General features: G+C 70.7%; 15 protein-coding genes. 3 read left to right on the top strand and 12 right to left on the bottom strand.

Annotated features, from left to right (window positions below):
* Nucleotides 1-64 precede the first annotated feature (64 nt).
* Nucleotides 65-1,696 (top strand): glycoside hydrolase family 13 protein, encoded by a 1,632-nt coding sequence (locus tag KBX00_RS12095; protein WP_210826298.1) that lies wholly within the window; start codon nt 65-67, stop codon nt 1,694-1,696.
* A gap of 182 nt (nt 1,697-1,878) precedes the next feature.
* Here KBX00_RS12095 and KBX00_RS12100 read toward each other — a convergent pair whose 3' ends face one another.
* From KBX00_RS12100 to KBX00_RS12120, 5 genes are all read right to left on the bottom strand, one after another.
* Entirely contained in the window at nt 1,879-2,316 is a 438-nt protein-coding gene (locus tag KBX00_RS12100; protein WP_210826300.1) for a hypothetical protein, read from the bottom strand.
* Between the two features lie 65 nt (nt 2,317-2,381).
* Nucleotides 2,382-3,305, bottom strand: a complete 924-nt coding sequence (locus KBX00_RS12105; RefSeq protein WP_210826302.1) for a YhjD/YihY/BrkB family envelope integrity protein — start codon at nt 3,303-3,305, stop codon at nt 2,382-2,384.
* Nucleotides 3,306-3,370: 65 nt separating this feature from the next.
* On the bottom strand, nt 3,371-3,940 hold the full coding sequence (locus KBX00_RS12110) for a 2'-5' RNA ligase family protein (protein ID WP_210826304.1): 570 nt from the start codon (nt 3,938-3,940) through the stop codon (nt 3,371-3,373).
* A gap of 36 nt (nt 3,941-3,976) precedes the next feature.
* Nucleotides 3,977-5,002 carry a tryptophan--tRNA ligase gene (gene trpS, locus KBX00_RS12115; RefSeq protein WP_210826306.1) on the bottom strand — a complete coding sequence of 342 codons (1,026 nt, stop codon included), beginning with the start codon at nt 5,000-5,002 and terminating at the stop codon, nt 3,977-3,979.
* A 32-nt stretch (nt 5,003-5,034) separates the two neighbouring features.
* On the bottom strand, nt 5,035-6,033 hold the full coding sequence (locus KBX00_RS12120; protein WP_210826307.1) for a hemolysin family protein: 999 nt from the start codon (nt 6,031-6,033) through the stop codon (nt 5,035-5,037).
* Between the two features lie 81 nt (nt 6,034-6,114).
* Between KBX00_RS12120 and galE the strand changes: the two genes are divergently transcribed.
* Nucleotides 6,115-7,098, top strand: coding sequence for a UDP-glucose 4-epimerase GalE (galE, locus tag KBX00_RS12125; RefSeq protein ID WP_210826310.1), 984 nt, complete (start codon nt 6,115-6,117; stop codon nt 7,096-7,098).
* Nucleotides 7,095-8,264 carry a galactokinase gene (galK, locus tag KBX00_RS12130; protein WP_210826312.1) on the top strand — a complete coding sequence of 390 codons (1,170 nt, stop codon included), beginning with the start codon at nt 7,095-7,097 and terminating at the stop codon, nt 8,262-8,264. Before galE ends, galK begins: the two co-directional genes overlap by 4 nt.
* Before the next feature lie 86 nt (nt 8,265-8,350).
* On the opposite strand, the gene cysN is transcribed toward galK, so the two are convergent.
* The 7 genes from cysN to glmU form a co-directional block, all read right to left on the bottom strand.
* Complete coding sequence (gene cysN / locus KBX00_RS12135; RefSeq protein ID WP_210826314.1) at nt 8,351-9,652, bottom strand: sulfate adenylyltransferase subunit CysN; 1,302 nt, start codon at nt 9,650-9,652, stop codon at nt 8,351-8,353.
* Nucleotides 9,652-10,560, bottom strand: coding sequence for a sulfate adenylyltransferase subunit CysD (gene cysD / locus KBX00_RS12140; protein WP_210826316.1), 909 nt, complete (start codon nt 10,558-10,560; stop codon nt 9,652-9,654). The genes cysN and cysD overlap by 1 nt, the downstream gene beginning before the upstream one ends.
* A 74-nt stretch (nt 10,561-10,634) precedes the next feature.
* Nucleotides 10,635-11,468: an inositol monophosphatase family protein gene (locus tag KBX00_RS12145; protein ID WP_210826318.1), complete on the bottom strand. Its 834-nt coding sequence runs from the start codon at nt 11,466-11,468 to the stop codon at nt 10,635-10,637.
* A gap of 179 nt (nt 11,469-11,647) precedes the next feature.
* On the bottom strand, nt 11,648-12,238 hold the full coding sequence (gene pth, locus KBX00_RS12150) for an aminoacyl-tRNA hydrolase (protein ID WP_210826615.1): 591 nt from the start codon (nt 12,236-12,238) through the stop codon (nt 11,648-11,650).
* A gap of 112 nt (nt 12,239-12,350) precedes the next feature.
* Complete coding sequence (locus KBX00_RS12155) at nt 12,351-13,040, bottom strand: 50S ribosomal protein L25/general stress protein Ctc (protein ID WP_210826320.1); 690 nt, start codon at nt 13,038-13,040, stop codon at nt 12,351-12,353.
* Nucleotides 13,041-13,305: 265 nt separating this feature from the next.
* A complete protein-coding gene (locus KBX00_RS12160; protein WP_093408215.1) occupies nt 13,306-14,286 on the bottom strand; it encodes a ribose-phosphate diphosphokinase in 981 nt (326 codons plus the stop codon).
* Between the two features lie 62 nt (nt 14,287-14,348).
* Nucleotides 14,349-15,872: a bifunctional UDP-N-acetylglucosamine diphosphorylase/glucosamine-1-phosphate N-acetyltransferase GlmU gene (gene glmU / locus KBX00_RS12165; RefSeq protein ID WP_210826322.1), complete on the bottom strand. Its 1,524-nt coding sequence runs from the start codon at nt 15,870-15,872 to the stop codon at nt 14,349-14,351.
* Between the last annotated feature and the right edge of the window lie 90 nt (nt 15,873-15,962).

The following is a 15,962-nucleotide window of genomic DNA, read 5'->3' on the forward strand; positions in this document are numbered from 1 at the left end:
TGCGTCCCCACCTCGCCCACCCGCCGGGTACCGCCGTACCGCGCCACAGAACGGGGAACACCCGATGACCGTCAGCATCCCCTCGCCGCTGACCTCCGACGCCGACTGGTGGCGGTCCGCCGTCGTCTACCAGGTCTACGTCCGCAGCTTCGCCGACTCCGACGGCGACGGCATCGGTGACCTCCATGGCATCCGGGAGCGCCTGCCCTACCTGCGCGAACTGGGGGTCGACGCACTCTGGCTGACCCCGTTCTACACCTCGCCCATGGTCGACGGCGGCTACGACGTCGCCGACTACCGCGACGTCGACCCGATGTTCGGCAACCTCGCCGACTTCGAGGCGATGATCACCGACGCCCACGCGCTCGGCCTGCGGATCATCGTCGACATCGTGCCGAACCACACCTCCGACCAGCACCCCTGGTTCACCGCGGCGCTGGCCGCCGCACCCGGCTCACCGGAACGGGCGCGTTACCTCTTCGCCGACGGCAAGGGCGACGACGGCGCTCAGCCCCCGAACGACTGGGAGAGCATCTTCGGCGGCCCGGCCTGGACCCGGGTTCCCGACGGCCAGTGGTACCTGCACCTGTTCGACCCCGCGCAACCCGACCTCAATTGGCGGCACCCCGAGGTACGCGCCGAGTTCGAGGACATCCTCCGCTTCTGGTTGGACCGGGGCGTCGACGGATTCCGGATCGACGTGGCCCACGGCATGATCAAGGCCGAAGGGCTGCCGGACGTCGGTTTCAACTCGATGACCACCGGCCGGCGCCAGTCCGAGCTGCTCGGCAAGGGCCGGCTGCCCTACTTCGACCAGGACGAGGTGCACGACATCTACCGCGCCTGGCGGCCCATCCTGGACAGCTACCCGGGCGGTCGGATGGCCGTCGCCGAGGCGTGGGCCGAGACCCCGCAGCGGCTGGCCCGCTACATCGGCCCCGACGAACTGCACCAGGCGTTCAGCTTCGACTTCCTCGACGCCACCTGGTCGGCCGACTCGTTCCGCAAGGTGATCGACACGGCGCTGGCCGAGTCCACCATCGTCGGTGCCCCGACCACCTGGGTGCTGTCCAACCACGACCGGCAGCGGCACGTCACCCGCTACGGCGACGGCGAGATCGGGCTGCGCCGGGCCCGGGCCGCCGCGCTGCTGATGCTCGCCCTGCCCGGCTGCGCCTACCTCTACCAGGGTGAGGAACTGGGCCTGCCCGAGGTGCTCGACCTGCCCGACGAGCTGCGCCAGGATCCGGCCTTCCTGCGCACCGGCGAGAGCCGGGACGGCTGCCGGGTACCGATCCCGTGGAGTGGCGAGCTGGCGCCGTACGGCTTCGGACCGGCCGGCAGCGAGCTGAGCTGGCTGCCGGCTCCGACGACCTGGCGGGCCCTCTCGGTGGCCGCACAGACCGGCACGCCCGGCTCCACCCTTGAGCTGTACCGTGCGGCACTGCGGATCCGGCACACCCATCCGACGCTGGCCGACCTCGGCGGCATCACCTGGCTGGAGTCCGGTCCCGGGGTGCTCGCCTTCCAACGTGAGGCCGGTGACACCGTGCTGACCTGCGCGGTCAACATCAGCGACGCACCGGTGGTGATCGACGGGTACGGCACGCCGCTGGTCGCCAGCGCCACGCTCACCGAACGCGACGGCGGCCACCTGCTGCCGGTCGACTCGGCGGTCTGGTTCGAGCGGCACTGAACGGGTAAGCCCGCCATCGACTCGGCCGTCCGGCGTGCTCCGCGCCGCCGGGCGGCTGGGCACGACCCCTTGTGGTGGGGGGTGCGACGGTGCCGGTGTCCGGGGCGATCCCCCGGGCGCCGGCATCGGGTGCTCGTCCGCTGTCGCCGACGACCACGACGGGTACCGGCAGGCCATCAGCCTCAACCGGTGGTGAGCTGAGCCGCGATCCGGGCGAACCCGGCACGCAGCTCGGCCACGTCCGGTGCCGGCAGCGGACCCGAGGCCCGGTCGTGCTCGGCCGCCTCCAACTCCTCCTCGTCGATGGTGTCCTCGTAGTCGCCGTAGAGGTCGGCCTGGTCCACCCGGGCCACCTCGTCCTGCGCGGCGAGCTGCGCGGCGGCGATCTCGCCCCGGATCTGCTCCACCGACACCGCCGGCACCAACGGTTCCACCACCGCCATCAGCTGCTCCTCGGCCACCACCGCCTCGGCCAACGCCAACGCGTGCGGTCGCTCGTACGGGCCGCACACCACCGGCTCCCACTCGTCGGCGTCGCTGAGCGGACCGAACGTGATGATCCACGGCAGCTCCAGCATCGGCGAACCGGCCGGCAGGTCCAACGTCACGAGTGCCCCCACGCAGACCATCATCGTCGGTGTTCGGCCAGGTGGGGGTGGGTTCGGCGCAACGCTCGACCGGTGGGTCAACCGGCCCCGCCCGGGGTACCGGGATCGGTGTCCAGGTCGAGGTCCACAGGTGGGGGCCGCCCAACCAGGTCCACGGTCCGTCCGCGCCGGCTCGTCGCCGCCAGGGCGGCGCCGAAGAGCACCAGCTGGTTGAGCAGGTAGAGGTAGACCAGCAGTCCGACGGCGGTGGCCACCACCGTGTACGCCGGATTGTGTTCGACCCGACCCACCCAGAACCGGCCGACGGTGTTGAGCAGGGTGATGCCGACCGCGACGATCAGCACCACCGGCCGCAACCGGGACCGGCTCATCCGCACCCGGGGCACCGCGACCAGCAGCAGCGTGGCCAGTACCGCGTTGACCAGCACGCTGAGCAGCGCACTGACCGTGGTCAGCGCGAACGAGCCGGTGCTACGCAGCAGGAACCGCAGCAGCGTCTCCAGCGCGTCCACGGCCGCCACCGAGAGACCGAGCAGCACGAAGACGACCACCAGCACACCCAGGTCGACCAGGCGGCGCACGACCAGGTTGCCCGGATGCTGGTTGAGCCCGTGGATCAGCCGCTGCGAGGAACGGATCGCCTCCACCCAGCCGATCCCGGTCAACACCAGGATCAGCAGACCGGCCACTCCGGCGGTGCCGCTGCTGTCGGCGACCTGGGCCGGATCGAGAAACGGCAGGTTCTCGCCGAGGAACTCCTCCGCCGCCGCGCTCACCTCGTCGTTGTCCTCCAGGATCGCGCCGAAGATCGCGTACGCGACCAGGGCCAGCGCGAAGACCGCGAAGAAGCCGTAGTAGGCGATGGCGGCGGCCAGCCGGCCGCCCTGGAGATCGGTGTAGAGCACCCCGGCACGCCACAGGTGACCGAAGGCCGGGGAGCGGCGGCGCGCGGCGGTCAGCCGGCGGTCGACGGCCGCCTCGACCCGACCCAGAACGTTCACGTCGTCATCCTCACCGATCCGTCGTCGCCGTGTCAGAGGTACCCGACGTGCCGGCCCGGGGGCGGTCAGCCACCCAGTCGGAAGTCCCGGCGGGGCTGCCAGCGCGCCTGCCCACTGTGCGAGAAAAGCGTGAAGTGGTCCACCTCGAACATCGCGGAGAAGTCCGCCAGGTCCTCGTACGCCTTGTCCAGCGCCTCCGGCGCGACGTCCTGGGCGACCGTCACGTGCGGATGGTAGGGAAACCGAAGCTCCCGGCGTAGCTGCGGGGCGGCGTTGATCGCGGCGGCGAGCAGTTCGCACTCGCTGATGCCGGCGGCGACCGCGACGAAGACCACCTGGGTCACCGGCCGGAAGGTGCCCGTACCGCGAAGGTGCAGGCTGAACGGCAGGTGAGCGGCGGCGACCTGGGTCAGGTGCCGCTCCACCGCCGGCAACGCGGTCACCGGAATCTCCGTCGGCCCGAGCAGCGTGACGTGGGCCGGCACGGCGTTCGGGTCACCGGCCTCCAGCCGACGCCGGGTCAGCAGGCCGCCCCACGGCGCCGGGATGTCGACCGCGATGCCGATCTGGACACTGTCGCCGACCGCCGGCGCTCCGGTCCCCTGATCCACGCTGCACGCCACCCCTCCGGCCATCGGCCCCTGCCCGCACCGTCACCCTCGCTCGGGCGGTCACTCACCGCGCACCGGGGGGAAGAAACCCACCCGCTCGTACGCGGTACGCAACGTCGGCGCCGCCACCGCACGGGCCTTCTCCGCGCCGGCGGCGAGGAGCTTGTCCAACTGGGCGGGATCGTCGAGATACGAACGGGTGCGCTGCTGGATGGGGCTGACGAACTGTCGGACCACCTCGGCGAGGTCCTTCTTCAGGTCGCCGTAGCCCTTACCGTCGTAGGCCGCGACCAGGTCGTCGATGCTCCGACCGCTCAACGTCGAGAAGATGGTGAGCAGGTTGGCGATGCCCGGCTTGGTCGCCTCGTCGAAGACGATCTCCCGGCCGGTATCGGTCACCGCCGACCGGATCTTCTTCGCCGAACGCGCCGGGTCCTCGAGCAGGTCGACGATGCCGCCCGGTGACGAGGACGACTTCGACATCTTCGCGGTCGGGTCCTGCAGATCGGTGATCTTCGCGGTGGCCTTGACGATGTGCGGTGCCGGGACCGTGAAGGTCCGGCCGAACAGCGAGTTGAACCGCTGCGCCAGGTCCCGGGAGAGCTCCAGGTGCTGGCGCTGGTCCTCACCGACCGGTACGGCGTTGGCCTGGTAGAGCAGGATGTCGGCGGCCTGCAGGATCGGGTAGGTGAACAGGCCGACGCTGGACCGCTCGTTGCCCTGCTTCTGCGACTTGTCCTTGAACTGGGTCATCCGGCTGGCCTCACCGAACCCGGTGAGGCAGCCGAGCACCCACGCCAGCTGGGCGTGCTCGGGCACCTGGGACTGCACGAACAGGGTGCAGCGTTCCGGGTCCAGACCGACCGCGAGCAACTGCGCGGCGGCCACCCGGGAACGCTGGTGCAGCACCTTCGGGTCGTGCCCGGCGGTGATGGCGTGCAGGTCGACCACGCAGTAGAACGCGTCGTGCGACTCCTGCAACGCCACCCAGTGCCGCACCGCGCCCAGATAGTTGCCGAGGTGGAACGAGTCGGCGGTCGGCTGGATGCCGGAGAAGACGCGGGGGCGGACGGGAACGTCGGACATGCCGGCAATTCTGTCAGCTGGCCCGGCGTACGTCATGACGGGCCGGCGGGTCGGGCCGGGTCGACGGCCGAGAGCACCTCGCGCCGCTGCTCGGGCAGGCGCGCGGCGGTGACCGCGAGCCGGGCCACCCGCCGACCTTCCAGGGTCAGCACCCGCAGCAGCCAGCCACCGGCCGGCGTCCCCACCGACTCCGCGGGGACCGGAACCTCGTCGCCCGGCGCCGGTAACCGCCCCAACGCGGCCATCACGAACCCACCCACCGTCTCGTACGGTCCCGGCGGCAGAGACACACCGGTACGTTCGGCGAAGTCGGCGAGATTGAGCCGGCCGTCCACCACCGCCGGCAGCCCCGTGTACGCCGGCTCGGGAACGTCCGCGTACTCGTCATGGATCTCACCGACCAGTTCCTCGATCAGGTCCTCGCAGGTGACGATCCCGGCGGTACCCCCGTACTCGTCGACCACCACCGCCAGGTGATGCCCCTCCCGTCGCATCTCCGTCAACGCGGCGAGCACCCGTTTGCTGGCCGGCAGCCGCTTGACCTCCCGGGCCAACTGACCGACCGTGGTCCCCGGTTCCCGGTCCGGGCCGAGCAGCAGGTCACGCAGGTGCACGACGCCGACCACGTCGTCATGGGTGCCGTCGACCACCGGATAGCGGGTGTGCGGACCGGCCCGCACCAGCGGTTCCGCCTCGGCGATCGGCAGCGTCGCGGAGAGGAACACCACCTCGGTACGGGGCATCATCACCTCACGCACCAGGCTGGCGCCGGCCACCAGCACGTCGTCGATGATGCGCCGCTCCACCGGATCGAGGATCGTGTTGACGGCGACCAGATCCCGCAGTTCCGCCTCACTTATCCGCTCCCGGCCGGCGGTCGGGCCGGCACCCAGCAGGTCGGTGACGAGCCGCAGGGTACCGTCGGCGGCCCGGACCACGACCCGGGCGACCGCTCGGGCCACCGGTCCCGGCTGGCGGCGGTGCAGGTCGTGGCCACGCCGCCGGGATATGCGCCGACGCGAGGCCCGCATGGGAGTGATGGTAACCAGCCCAGGGCCGTAGGGTGACCACCACGAGGCCGCGACCGTGCCGGCCAGGCGGGAGGAACCGACGTGAAACTGCTCGTCACCGGCGGGGCCGGCTTCATCGGCAGCGTGGTGACCCGGATGCTGCTCGACGCCGGACACGAGGTGGTCGTGCTGGACGATCTGCGCACCGGCCACCGGGTCGCACTGGCTCCCGAAGCCACCCACATCGAGGCCGGCATCCACGACGCGGGCAAGGTGCTCACCCGGCAGGCCGGCTTCGACGGCGTGCTGCACTTCGCCGCGCTGATCGCCGCCGGTGAGTCGATGGTCGCCCCCGAGCGGTACTGGCACAACAACACCGTCGGCACGCTGGCGCTCATCGACGCGGTGCGGGCCGCCGGGGTACCGCGGCTGGTGTTCTCCTCGACCGCCGCGGTCTACGGCAATCCCACCGAGCTGCCCATCCCGGAGACCGCCGTCAAGGCACCCACGAACACGTACGGGGCGACGAAGCTCGCCGCCGACATGGCGCTCACGTCCGAGTCGATCGGGCACGGCCTGGCCGCCGTGTCGCTGCGCTACTTCAACGTCGCCGGTGCCCACCTCGACGGTGACGTCGTCCTCGGCGAACGGCACGACCCCGAGACACACCTCATCCCGATCGCCCTGCAGGTGGCCGCCGACCGGCGGGACAAGCTGCAACTCTTCGGCGACGACTACCCCACCGTCGACGGCACCTGCGTCCGCGACTACATCCACGTCTCGGACCTGGCCCGGGCCCACCTGCTCGCCCTGGACGCGGCCACCGGCGGCCAGCACCGCATCTACAACCTCGGCAACGGCAACGGCTTCACCAACCGGCAGGTGGTCGAGGTCGTCCGGGAGGTCACCGGGCACCCGGTGCCGGTCGAGGTGGCGCCCCGCCGCGAGGGCGACCCGGCCGAGCTGGTCGCCTCCTCCGCCCTGGCTCGCGCCGAGCTGGGCTGGGAACCCCGCAAGCCCACCCTGCACGACATCGTGACCGACGCCTGGGTCTTCTACCGCACGCAGGTCCTGGACCGCCGGTGACCAGTCACTCCGACGCGGTGGCCGACCGTGCCACCAGCTGCTTCCAGCACGCCTACGGCGAGGCGCCCGCCGGCCGCTGGGCGGCTCCCGGCCGGGTCAACCTGATCGGTGAGCACACCGACTACAACGACGGATTCGTGCTGCCGTTCGCGCTTCCACTGCGCACCGTCGTCGCGGCCACGCCGCAGCCGACCGGCAGCTGGACGGTCTGCTCCGAGCTGACCGGCGAAACGGTCAGCTTCGGCACCGACGAGGTGAGCCGCCCCGGTCGGGTGACCGGTTGGGCGGCGTACGTGGCCGGGGTGGTGTGGGCGCTGCGGGAGGCCGGCCACCCCGTGACCGGCGCCCGGCTGGCCGTCGCCTCCGACGTGCCGCTGGGCGCCGGGCTCTCCTCCTCCGCCGCGCTGGAGGCCGCCGTGCTCGCCGCCCTCGTCAACCTGGGCCGGCTGGACCTGCCGGCCGAACAGCAGCCCCGGCTGGCCCAGCGCGCCGAGAACCAGTACGTCGGCGCGCCCACCGGCATCATGGATCAGTCAGCGGTGATCCGCTGCCGCACCGGACACGCCCTCTTCCTCGACTGCCGCACCGAGCAGGTCGAACACATCCCGTTCGACCTCGACGCCGCGGGCCTCGCGATGCTGGTGATCGACAGTCGCGCCCCGCACCGGCACGCCGACGGCGAGTACGCGGCCCGCCGCGCCAGCTGCGAGAAGGCCGCCGCACTGCTCGACGTACCCGCCCTGCGGGACGTGCCCGTCGCCGGCCTCGACGAGGCGCTGGCCCGGTTGCCCGACGACGAGACCCGCCGCCGGGTCCGCCACGTGGTCACCGAGGACCAGCGGGTGCTCGACACCGTCGCGCTGCTCCGTGCCGGGCAGGTCCGGCGGATCGGTCCGCTGCTCACCGCCTCGCACGCCTCCATGCGGGACGACTTCGCCATCACCGTCCCCGAGGTGGACGTCGCGGTCGAGGCCGCGCTGGCCGCGGGGGCGCTCGGCGCCCGGATGACCGGTGGTGGCTTCGGCGGCTGCGTGCTCGCCCTGGTCGAAGCGGACCAGTCCGACCGGGTTGCCGCCGCCGTCACCGCCGCCTACACCGACCGCGCCTTCACCGCACCCACCTTCACCACCGCCACCCCCGCCCCAGGCGCCACCCGCCTGGACTGACCCCCTACCCGTTGATCAAGAAGTTCTGGTCGGGATTCAGCGCGATCCCGACCAGAACTTCTTGATCAACAAGCGTGCTGGGTGAGTCAGGGGGTTTCGACGATCATGCCGGCGCCGACCGTGCGGTTGGTGGCCTCGTCGATGATGATGAACCCGCCGGTGGTGCGGTTGCGCCGGTACTCGTCGGCCAGCAGCGGGATGGTGGTCCGCAGGCGGACCCGGCCGATCTCGTTGAGCCGCAACTCGGTCGCTGACTCGTCGCGATGCAGCGAGTTGATGTCGAGGCGGTAATGCAGGTCTCGGACGATGGCCCGCGCCGCACGGGTCGTGTGCTTGATCGAGTACTTGCCGCCGACCTGCAACGGACGTGTCTCGTCCATCCAGCAGACCATCGCCTCGATGTCCTGGGCCACCGCCGGCGCGTTGTTCGGCCGGCAGATCATGTCACCACGCGAGATGTCGATCTCGTTCTCCAGGCGTACCGTCACCGACATCGGCGGGAACGCCTCCGCGACCGGCCCGTCCGCGGTCTCCACCGCGGCGATCCGGCTGGTGAAGCCCGAGGGCAGCACCATCACCTCGTCACCCGGCTTGAGCACCCCTGAGGCCACCTGGCCGGCATAGCCCCGGTAGTCGGTCACCGTGGTCGACTGGGGGCGGATCACGTACTGCACCGGGAAGCGGACATCGACCAGGTTACGGTCGCTGGCGATGTGCACCCGCTCCAGGTGGTGCAGCAGCGCCGGGCCCTCGTACCAGGGCATGTTCTCCGAACGGCTGACGATGTTGTCGCCCCGCAACGCGGAGATCGGCACCACCGTCAGATCCGGCGCGTCCAACTTCGCGGCGAACGTGGTGAACTCGTCGGCGATCCGCTCGAAGACCTCCTGCGAGAAGTCGACCAGATCCATCTTGTTGACGCAGAGCACCAGGTGCGGCACCCGCAACAGCGAGCAGAGGAAGGCATGCCGGCGGGACTGCTCGACCAGACCCTTGCGGGCGTCCACCAGGATCAGCGCCAGATCCGCGGTGGACGCACCGGTGACCATGTTCCGGGTGTACTGGATGTGCCCGGGGGTGTCGGCGATGATGAACTTGCGCCGAGGCGTGGCGAAGTAGCGGTACGCCACGTCGATCGTGATGCCCTGCTCCCGCTCCGCCCGCAACCCGTCGGTGAGCAGCGCCAGGTTGGTGTACTCGTCACCCCGGGCCGCGCTGACCGCCTCCACCGCCGCCAACTGGTCGGTGAACAGCGACTTCGTGTCGTAGAGCAGCCGACCGATCAGGGTCGACTTGCCGTCGTCGACACTCCCGGCCGTGGCGAATCGCAACAGGTCCATCGGCCGGCCCTCGGCGACCGCAGCAGTGGCCAGAGTCTCGGTGCTCATCAGAAGTAGCCCTCCCGCTTGCGGTCCTCCATGGCGGCCTCGCTGACCCGGTCGTCGCCCCGGGTCGCGCCACGCTCGGTGATCCGGGTCGCGGCGACCTCGTCGATGACCTTCTCGACCGTGTCCGCGTCGGAACGCACCGCCGCCGTGCAGGAGGCGTCGCCGACCGTGCGATACCGCACCCGAGCCTTGAACCGCTCCTCACCGGCCCGCGCCGGCAGGAACTCGTTCACCGCGTAGAGCATCCCGTCCCGCTCGACCACCTCACGCTCGTGCGCGTAGTAGATCGACGGCAACTCGATGCGCTCGCGGGCGATGTAGTGCCACACGTCCAACTCGGTCCAGTTGGACAGCGGGAACACCCGGATCGACTCGCCGGAATGATGCCGCCCGTTGTAGAGCGCCCACAGCTCCGGCCGCTGGTTCTTCGGATCCCACTGGCCGAACTCGTCCCGGAAGCTGAACATCCGTTCCTTCGCCCGGGCCTTCTCCTCGTCCCGCCGCGCCCCGCCGAAAAGGGCGTTGAAACGGTGCTTCTCCACCGCTTCCAGCAGCACCGGCGTCTGGATCCGGTTACGCGTCCCGTCCGCCGGCTCCCGGACCAGGCCACTGGCCAGCGCCTCCGGCACGCTGGCCACCACCAGTTGCAGGCCCAGCTCGGCCACCCGGCGGTCGCGGTAGTCGAGCACCTCCGGGAAGTTGTGCCCCGTGTCGACATGCATCACCGGGAACGGAATGTGACCCGGTGCGAACGCCTTCTGCGCCAGCCGGAGCATGACGATCGAGTCCTTGCCACCGGAGAAGAGCAGCACCGGCCGCTCCAACTCGGCGACCACCTCGCGCATCACGAAGATGCTCTCCGCCTCCAGCGCGTCGAGATGGGTGACCTGGTAGGCAGCACTGGTCATGACACCGGCTCGATTCGCTCGGTCATCCGCTTTCCAGACCTTTCCGGTCGGGGATGTCAGGAAGTAGCGACAGGCTACCCGCAATGCCGCTGCAACGCCGCAAGTAACCGGCTGGCGAGATCCTTACGGCACACCAACAGGTCCGGCAGGCGCGGATCCGCCTCGTTGTATTTCAGCGCAGAACCATCTATCCGGGAAGCGTGCAGTCCGGTGGCCGTCGCCACAGCAACCGGCGCTGCCGAGTCCCACTCGTACTGGCCGCCGGCATGGATGTACGCGTCCACCTCACCGGTGACCACCGCGGCGATCTTCGCACCGGCCGAGCCCATCGGCACCAACTGCGCCCCGACCTCCTCGGCGAGATCGGTCAGGAACACCGGCGGTCGGCTGCGACTCGCCGCCAGCCGCAACCGGCCCGCGCCACCCGCCGTCGCCGCCTCCGGCGTCATCGGAGGATAGGCCGGCGGCAGGTCCGTACCCAGCACCCGGTGCTGCGCCGGCAGCCCGACCGCACCGGCGACCAGACCGTGCGACGTGGTCGCGTTGCGCGCCCAGAGCGCCACATGCACCGCCCAGTCCGCGCGCCCCTGCTCGCTGAACTCCCGGGTACCGTCCAACGGATCGATGATCCAGACCCGGTCGGCGGTCAACCGCGACACCGCACCGGCGTTCACCTCGGCCGCCCACGCCAGCCGGGACCCCTCGTCCTCCTCGGAGAGCACCGCGTCACCCGGACGCCACCTCGCCAGCTCGGTACGGATCAGGTCGTGCGAGACCTTGTCCCCCGCCGACTTCAACGCACCGGCATCGGCGAACCCCATCTCCGCCCGCAGGCCCAGCAACGCCTGCCCGGCCCGATCCGCCAGCCACCGCGCGAACGCCCCGTCGATCATCGGTGGACCGCTCATGCTTCCGCTCCCGTCGCCACGATCCGCGTACGCCGAGCGGCCGGCCTCGCCCCGACCGCCGAACCCGCACACTACCGGGCCACCGGCGAACCGACCGCGACAGCCCACCCCAGACGCGTGTGTCGAGGTCACCGGTCTAACGCGAGACGAAGGCCAAACGGGGCAGTTCGGAACCCACGCTAGACCCCGTGGTAGAGGTTCTGGGTCGGCTCCACACCCCGGCTGACCACGGATTCCACCACGTCTGCGGCCCGATCCACCAGGAAGTCCAGCTCCTTGCGCTCCACCGCGCCGAAATCCGACAGCACATAGTCCGCCGGATCCTGCCGCCCCGGCGGCCGACCGACCCCGAACCGCACCCGCACGTAGTCCTTCGTGCCCAACGACTTCGACATCGACCGTAGGCCGTTGTGCCCGCCCTCGCCACCGCCGCACTTGACCCGCACCTGGCCGTAACCGATGTCCAGCTCGTCGTGCACCGCGATCACCCGGCCCGGCGGCACCTTGTAGAACTGCGCCAGACCCACCACCGGCCCACCGGACAGATTCATGTAGGTCAGCGGCTTGGCCAGCACCAGCTTCGGCCCGCCCAATCCCAGCCGGCCCTCGGCGACCTCGGCCACCGCCCGCCGGTGCCGGCCGAACTTCGCACCCAGCCGACCGGCCAGCAGGTCGGCGACCATGAACCCGACGTTGTGCCGGTTGCCCGCGTACTCCCGGCCCGGGTTACCCAGGCCCACCACGAGCCACGGCCCGGTCTCCTCCGTCACCGCCCGCCCCTCCCGCTCGTACCAGCGGTCAACCACCGCCCGCCGCCGATCATCCGATACGCCGACAGGCGCCCCCGGAACCGGGGACGCCTGTCGCAAAACTGTGCGCCTGTCAGGCCTCGGTACGACCCTCGGTGCCCGCCTCGCCCTCGGCGGCCGGCGCCTCGGCAGCACCCTCGGTGACCTCGCCGACCTCGGCCTCGGCCTCCTCGGTGGCCTCCTCGACCTCGGGCAGCGTCGACTCCAGCTGCTCGGCGGTCGGCGCGGCGGTGATCGAGGCGACCAGCATCTCCGGGTCGCCGGCCAGCTCCACACCCGCCGGCAACGACACGTCAGCGGCGGTGATCTGGGAACCCGCCTCGGCACCCTCGATCGAAGCCTCCAGGTGATCCGGCACCGTCGTCGCGTCGGCGGTCACCGAGAGGGTGTCGTGGTCGTGCACGATCAGCGTGTCGCGCGCCGCCTCACCCGTGAGCTGGACCGGCACGTCCACGGTGACCTTCTCACCGCGACGCACCAGCAGCAGGTCGACGTGCTCGAAGGTGTCCTTGATCGGGTCCCGCTGGATCGCCTTCGGCAGCGCCAGCGCCTGCGTGCCGTCGCTGATGTCGAGCGCGAGGAGCTGGTTGGCGCCACCATTACGAATGGCCGCCGCGAACTCGCGGGCCGGCAGCGAGATGTGCTTGGGCTTCTCGCCATGGCCGTACAGCACGGCGGGCACCTTGCCGGCCCGGCGGGTACGGCGGGCACCACCCTTGCCGAACTCGGTGCGGGGCTCGGCGCTGATCTTTACCTCGGACACGGGGAAACTCCTGATGCTTCGCTGCGGCAGCTTGTCGTCTGGCGGTGCTGGGCGGGGGGCTCGCAGGGGCTCATGCGTCAGAAGACTGCCCGGAGCACCGCGTCGATCACGGTGCCTCCGTGCGGCGCTTCTCAGCGGCCCGCAGGGCACCCTCGCCGTGGCAACCGCACCAGTCTACCCGAGCGATTTCCCGGGTTTCCGGCAGTCCCCGTAACACCCGGATTCCCGCCCGGCACCGACCAGACGACTCAGCGGTGAACGGCGCTCAGCTCAGCCCGCCGAAGAGAGTGGTCACCGAGCCGTCGTCGAAGACCTCGCGGATCGCCCGGGCCAGCAGCGGCGCGATCGACAGCACGGTGAGCTTGTCGAGCTGCTTCTCCGGCGGCAACGGAAGCGTGTTGGTCACCACGACCTCACTGATCGGGCTGTTCTTCAACCGCTCCGTCGCCGGATCGGACAGCAGCGCGTGGGTGGACGCCACGATCACGTCCGCCGCCCCCGACTCCTTCAGGATGTCCGCCGCCCGGCAGATCGTGCCACCCGTGTCGATCATGTCGTCGACGATCAGGCAGACCCGATCCTCGACCTCACCGACCACCCGGTTCGCCACCACCTGGTTCGGCTTCATCGGATCCCGGGTCTTGTGGATGAACGCCAGCGGGCAACCACCCAGCCGGTCCGTCCACCGCTCGGCCACCCGCACCCGGCCGGAGTCCGGCGCGACCACCGTCATCGGCCGGCCCGCGTACTTGCGCTCCACGTACTCGGCCAGGATGTCCATCGCGAAGAGGTGGTCCACCGGGCCGTCGAAGAAACCCTGGATCTGCGCGGTGTGCAGGTCCACCGTGAGGATGCGGTTCGCCCCGGCGGTCTTCAGCAGGTCGGCGACCAACCGCGCCGAGATCGGCTCCCGGCCGCGGTGCTTCTTGTCCTGCCGGGAGTACGGATAGAACGGCAGGACGACCGTGATCCGCTTGGCCGAACCACGCTTCAGCGCGTCGACCATGATCAGGGTCTCCATGACCCAGGTGTTCACCCCGTGCGTGACCGACTGCACCACGAAGGCGTCCGAACCACGTACCGAGTCCTTGAACCGTACGAAGATCTCGCCGTTGGCGAACTCGTACGCGTCGGCCGGAGTCGGCGCGACGCCGAGCACCTCGCCGATCTCCTTGGCCAACTCCGGAAAACCACGTCCGGAAAAGAGCATCAGGCTCTTGCGGTTTTCGGCGACGATGCTGCCCATGGGCCCGTCTGCTCCCGTGTTCGGTCGGTGGCACCCGGCCTGCGGTGGTGGTCGGCCGGGGACTATTCGGTTGCAGTATCTCCCGCCCCAGGCCTACCGCCCACCGACTCGGCGGTGCCGTGGATTGGCTCACCTTCGCTTGCGGACGACGTGCCGGCCGAAGCACCCTGCGCACGCTCGGCCGCCTCGGCGGCGGCGGTGCCGGCCCGCCGCTTGAGCACCCAGCCCTCGATGTTGCGCTGCCGCGCCCGAGCCACACCCATCGCGCCCGCCGGTACGTTCTCGATGATCACCGAACCGGCCGCGGTGTACGCCCCGTCGCCCACCTCGACCGGCGCGACGAACATGTTGTCCGCGCCTGTCCGGGCGTGGCTGCCGATCACCGTCCGGTGCTTCCGCACCCCGTCGTAGTTGACGAACACCGACGCCGCACCGATGTTGCTCTGCTCGCCGATCGTGGCGTCACCCACGTACGTCAGGTGCGGCACCTTCGAGCCGGCGCCGATCTCCGAGTTCTTCACCTCAACGAACGTGCCGACCTTCGCCCGCTCCGCCAACCGGGCGTCCGGCCGCAGGTACGCGTACGGCCCGACGCTGGCGCCCGGCCCCACCTCGGCGCCGACCGCGTGGCTGCGCAGCACCGTCGCGCCGGGCCCCACCACCGTGTCGATCAACGTCACGTCCGGCCCGACCACGGCACCGCTGCCGATCACCGACCCGCCACGTAGCTGGGTGTTCTGATCCACCACCGCGTCGCGATCCAGTGCCACGGTCACGTCGATCCAGGTGGTCTCGGGGTCGAGCAGACTGACGCCGGCCCGCATCCACCGCTCGTTGACCCGATCGCGCAGCAGCCGGCGCAACGCCGCCAGCTCCACCCGGTCGTTGCAGCCGAGCGTCTCGCTGTGGTCGGCCGCCAGATGCACACCCACCGGCTCGCCGGCGGACACCAGCATCTTGAAGACGTCGGTGAGGTACTCCTCGCCCTGGTCGTTGTCCGTCGACAGCTTGCCGAGCACGTCCCGCAGCCGAGCCGCGTCGAAGGCGTAGATGCCGGCGTTGATCTCCCGGAGCGCCAGCTGAGCGGCGGTCGCGTCACGCTGCTCGACGATCTGTTCCAACCGGCCCGCGGCGTCCCGCACGATGCGTCCGAGCCCGGTCGGGTCCGGCACCTGCGCCGCGAGCACGGTCGCCGCCGCGCCCTCGCTCTCGTGCGCCGCCACCAGCTCACCGACCGTCTCCGGCCGCAGCAACGGCACGTCGCCGTTGAGCACCACCACCGTGCCGGTGACCTCCGGGGCGGCCTCCAGCGCGATCCGCACCGCGTGTCCGGTGCCGAGCTGTTCGGCCTGGTGAACCGCGGTGGCCTCGGGAGCGATCCCGGCGAGGTGGGCGCGGACCTGGTCGGCACCGTGCCCCACCACCACCAGGGTGCGTGCCGCACCGAGCGGGTCGGCCGCGTTGAGGACGTGACCCACAAGTGTCCGGCCGAGCAGCGGGTGCAGGACCTTGGGCAACGAGGACTTCATCCGCTTGCCCTCACCGGCGGCGAGCACGACGACGGTACGGGTTTGGGGCTCGGGCACGACGTGGCTCCCGTCGGAACGCGGACAGTCTCGCGGCCATGCTAACCGGACAATCCGGCCTGTTCGGCAGGGGCGCGAGGATCGGCAGTT

The sequence above is a fragment of the Micromonospora sp. C95 genome (assembly GCF_018070465.1).
In the GTDB taxonomy this organism is placed as follows: domain Bacteria; phylum Actinomycetota; class Actinomycetes; order Mycobacteriales; family Micromonosporaceae; genus Micromonospora.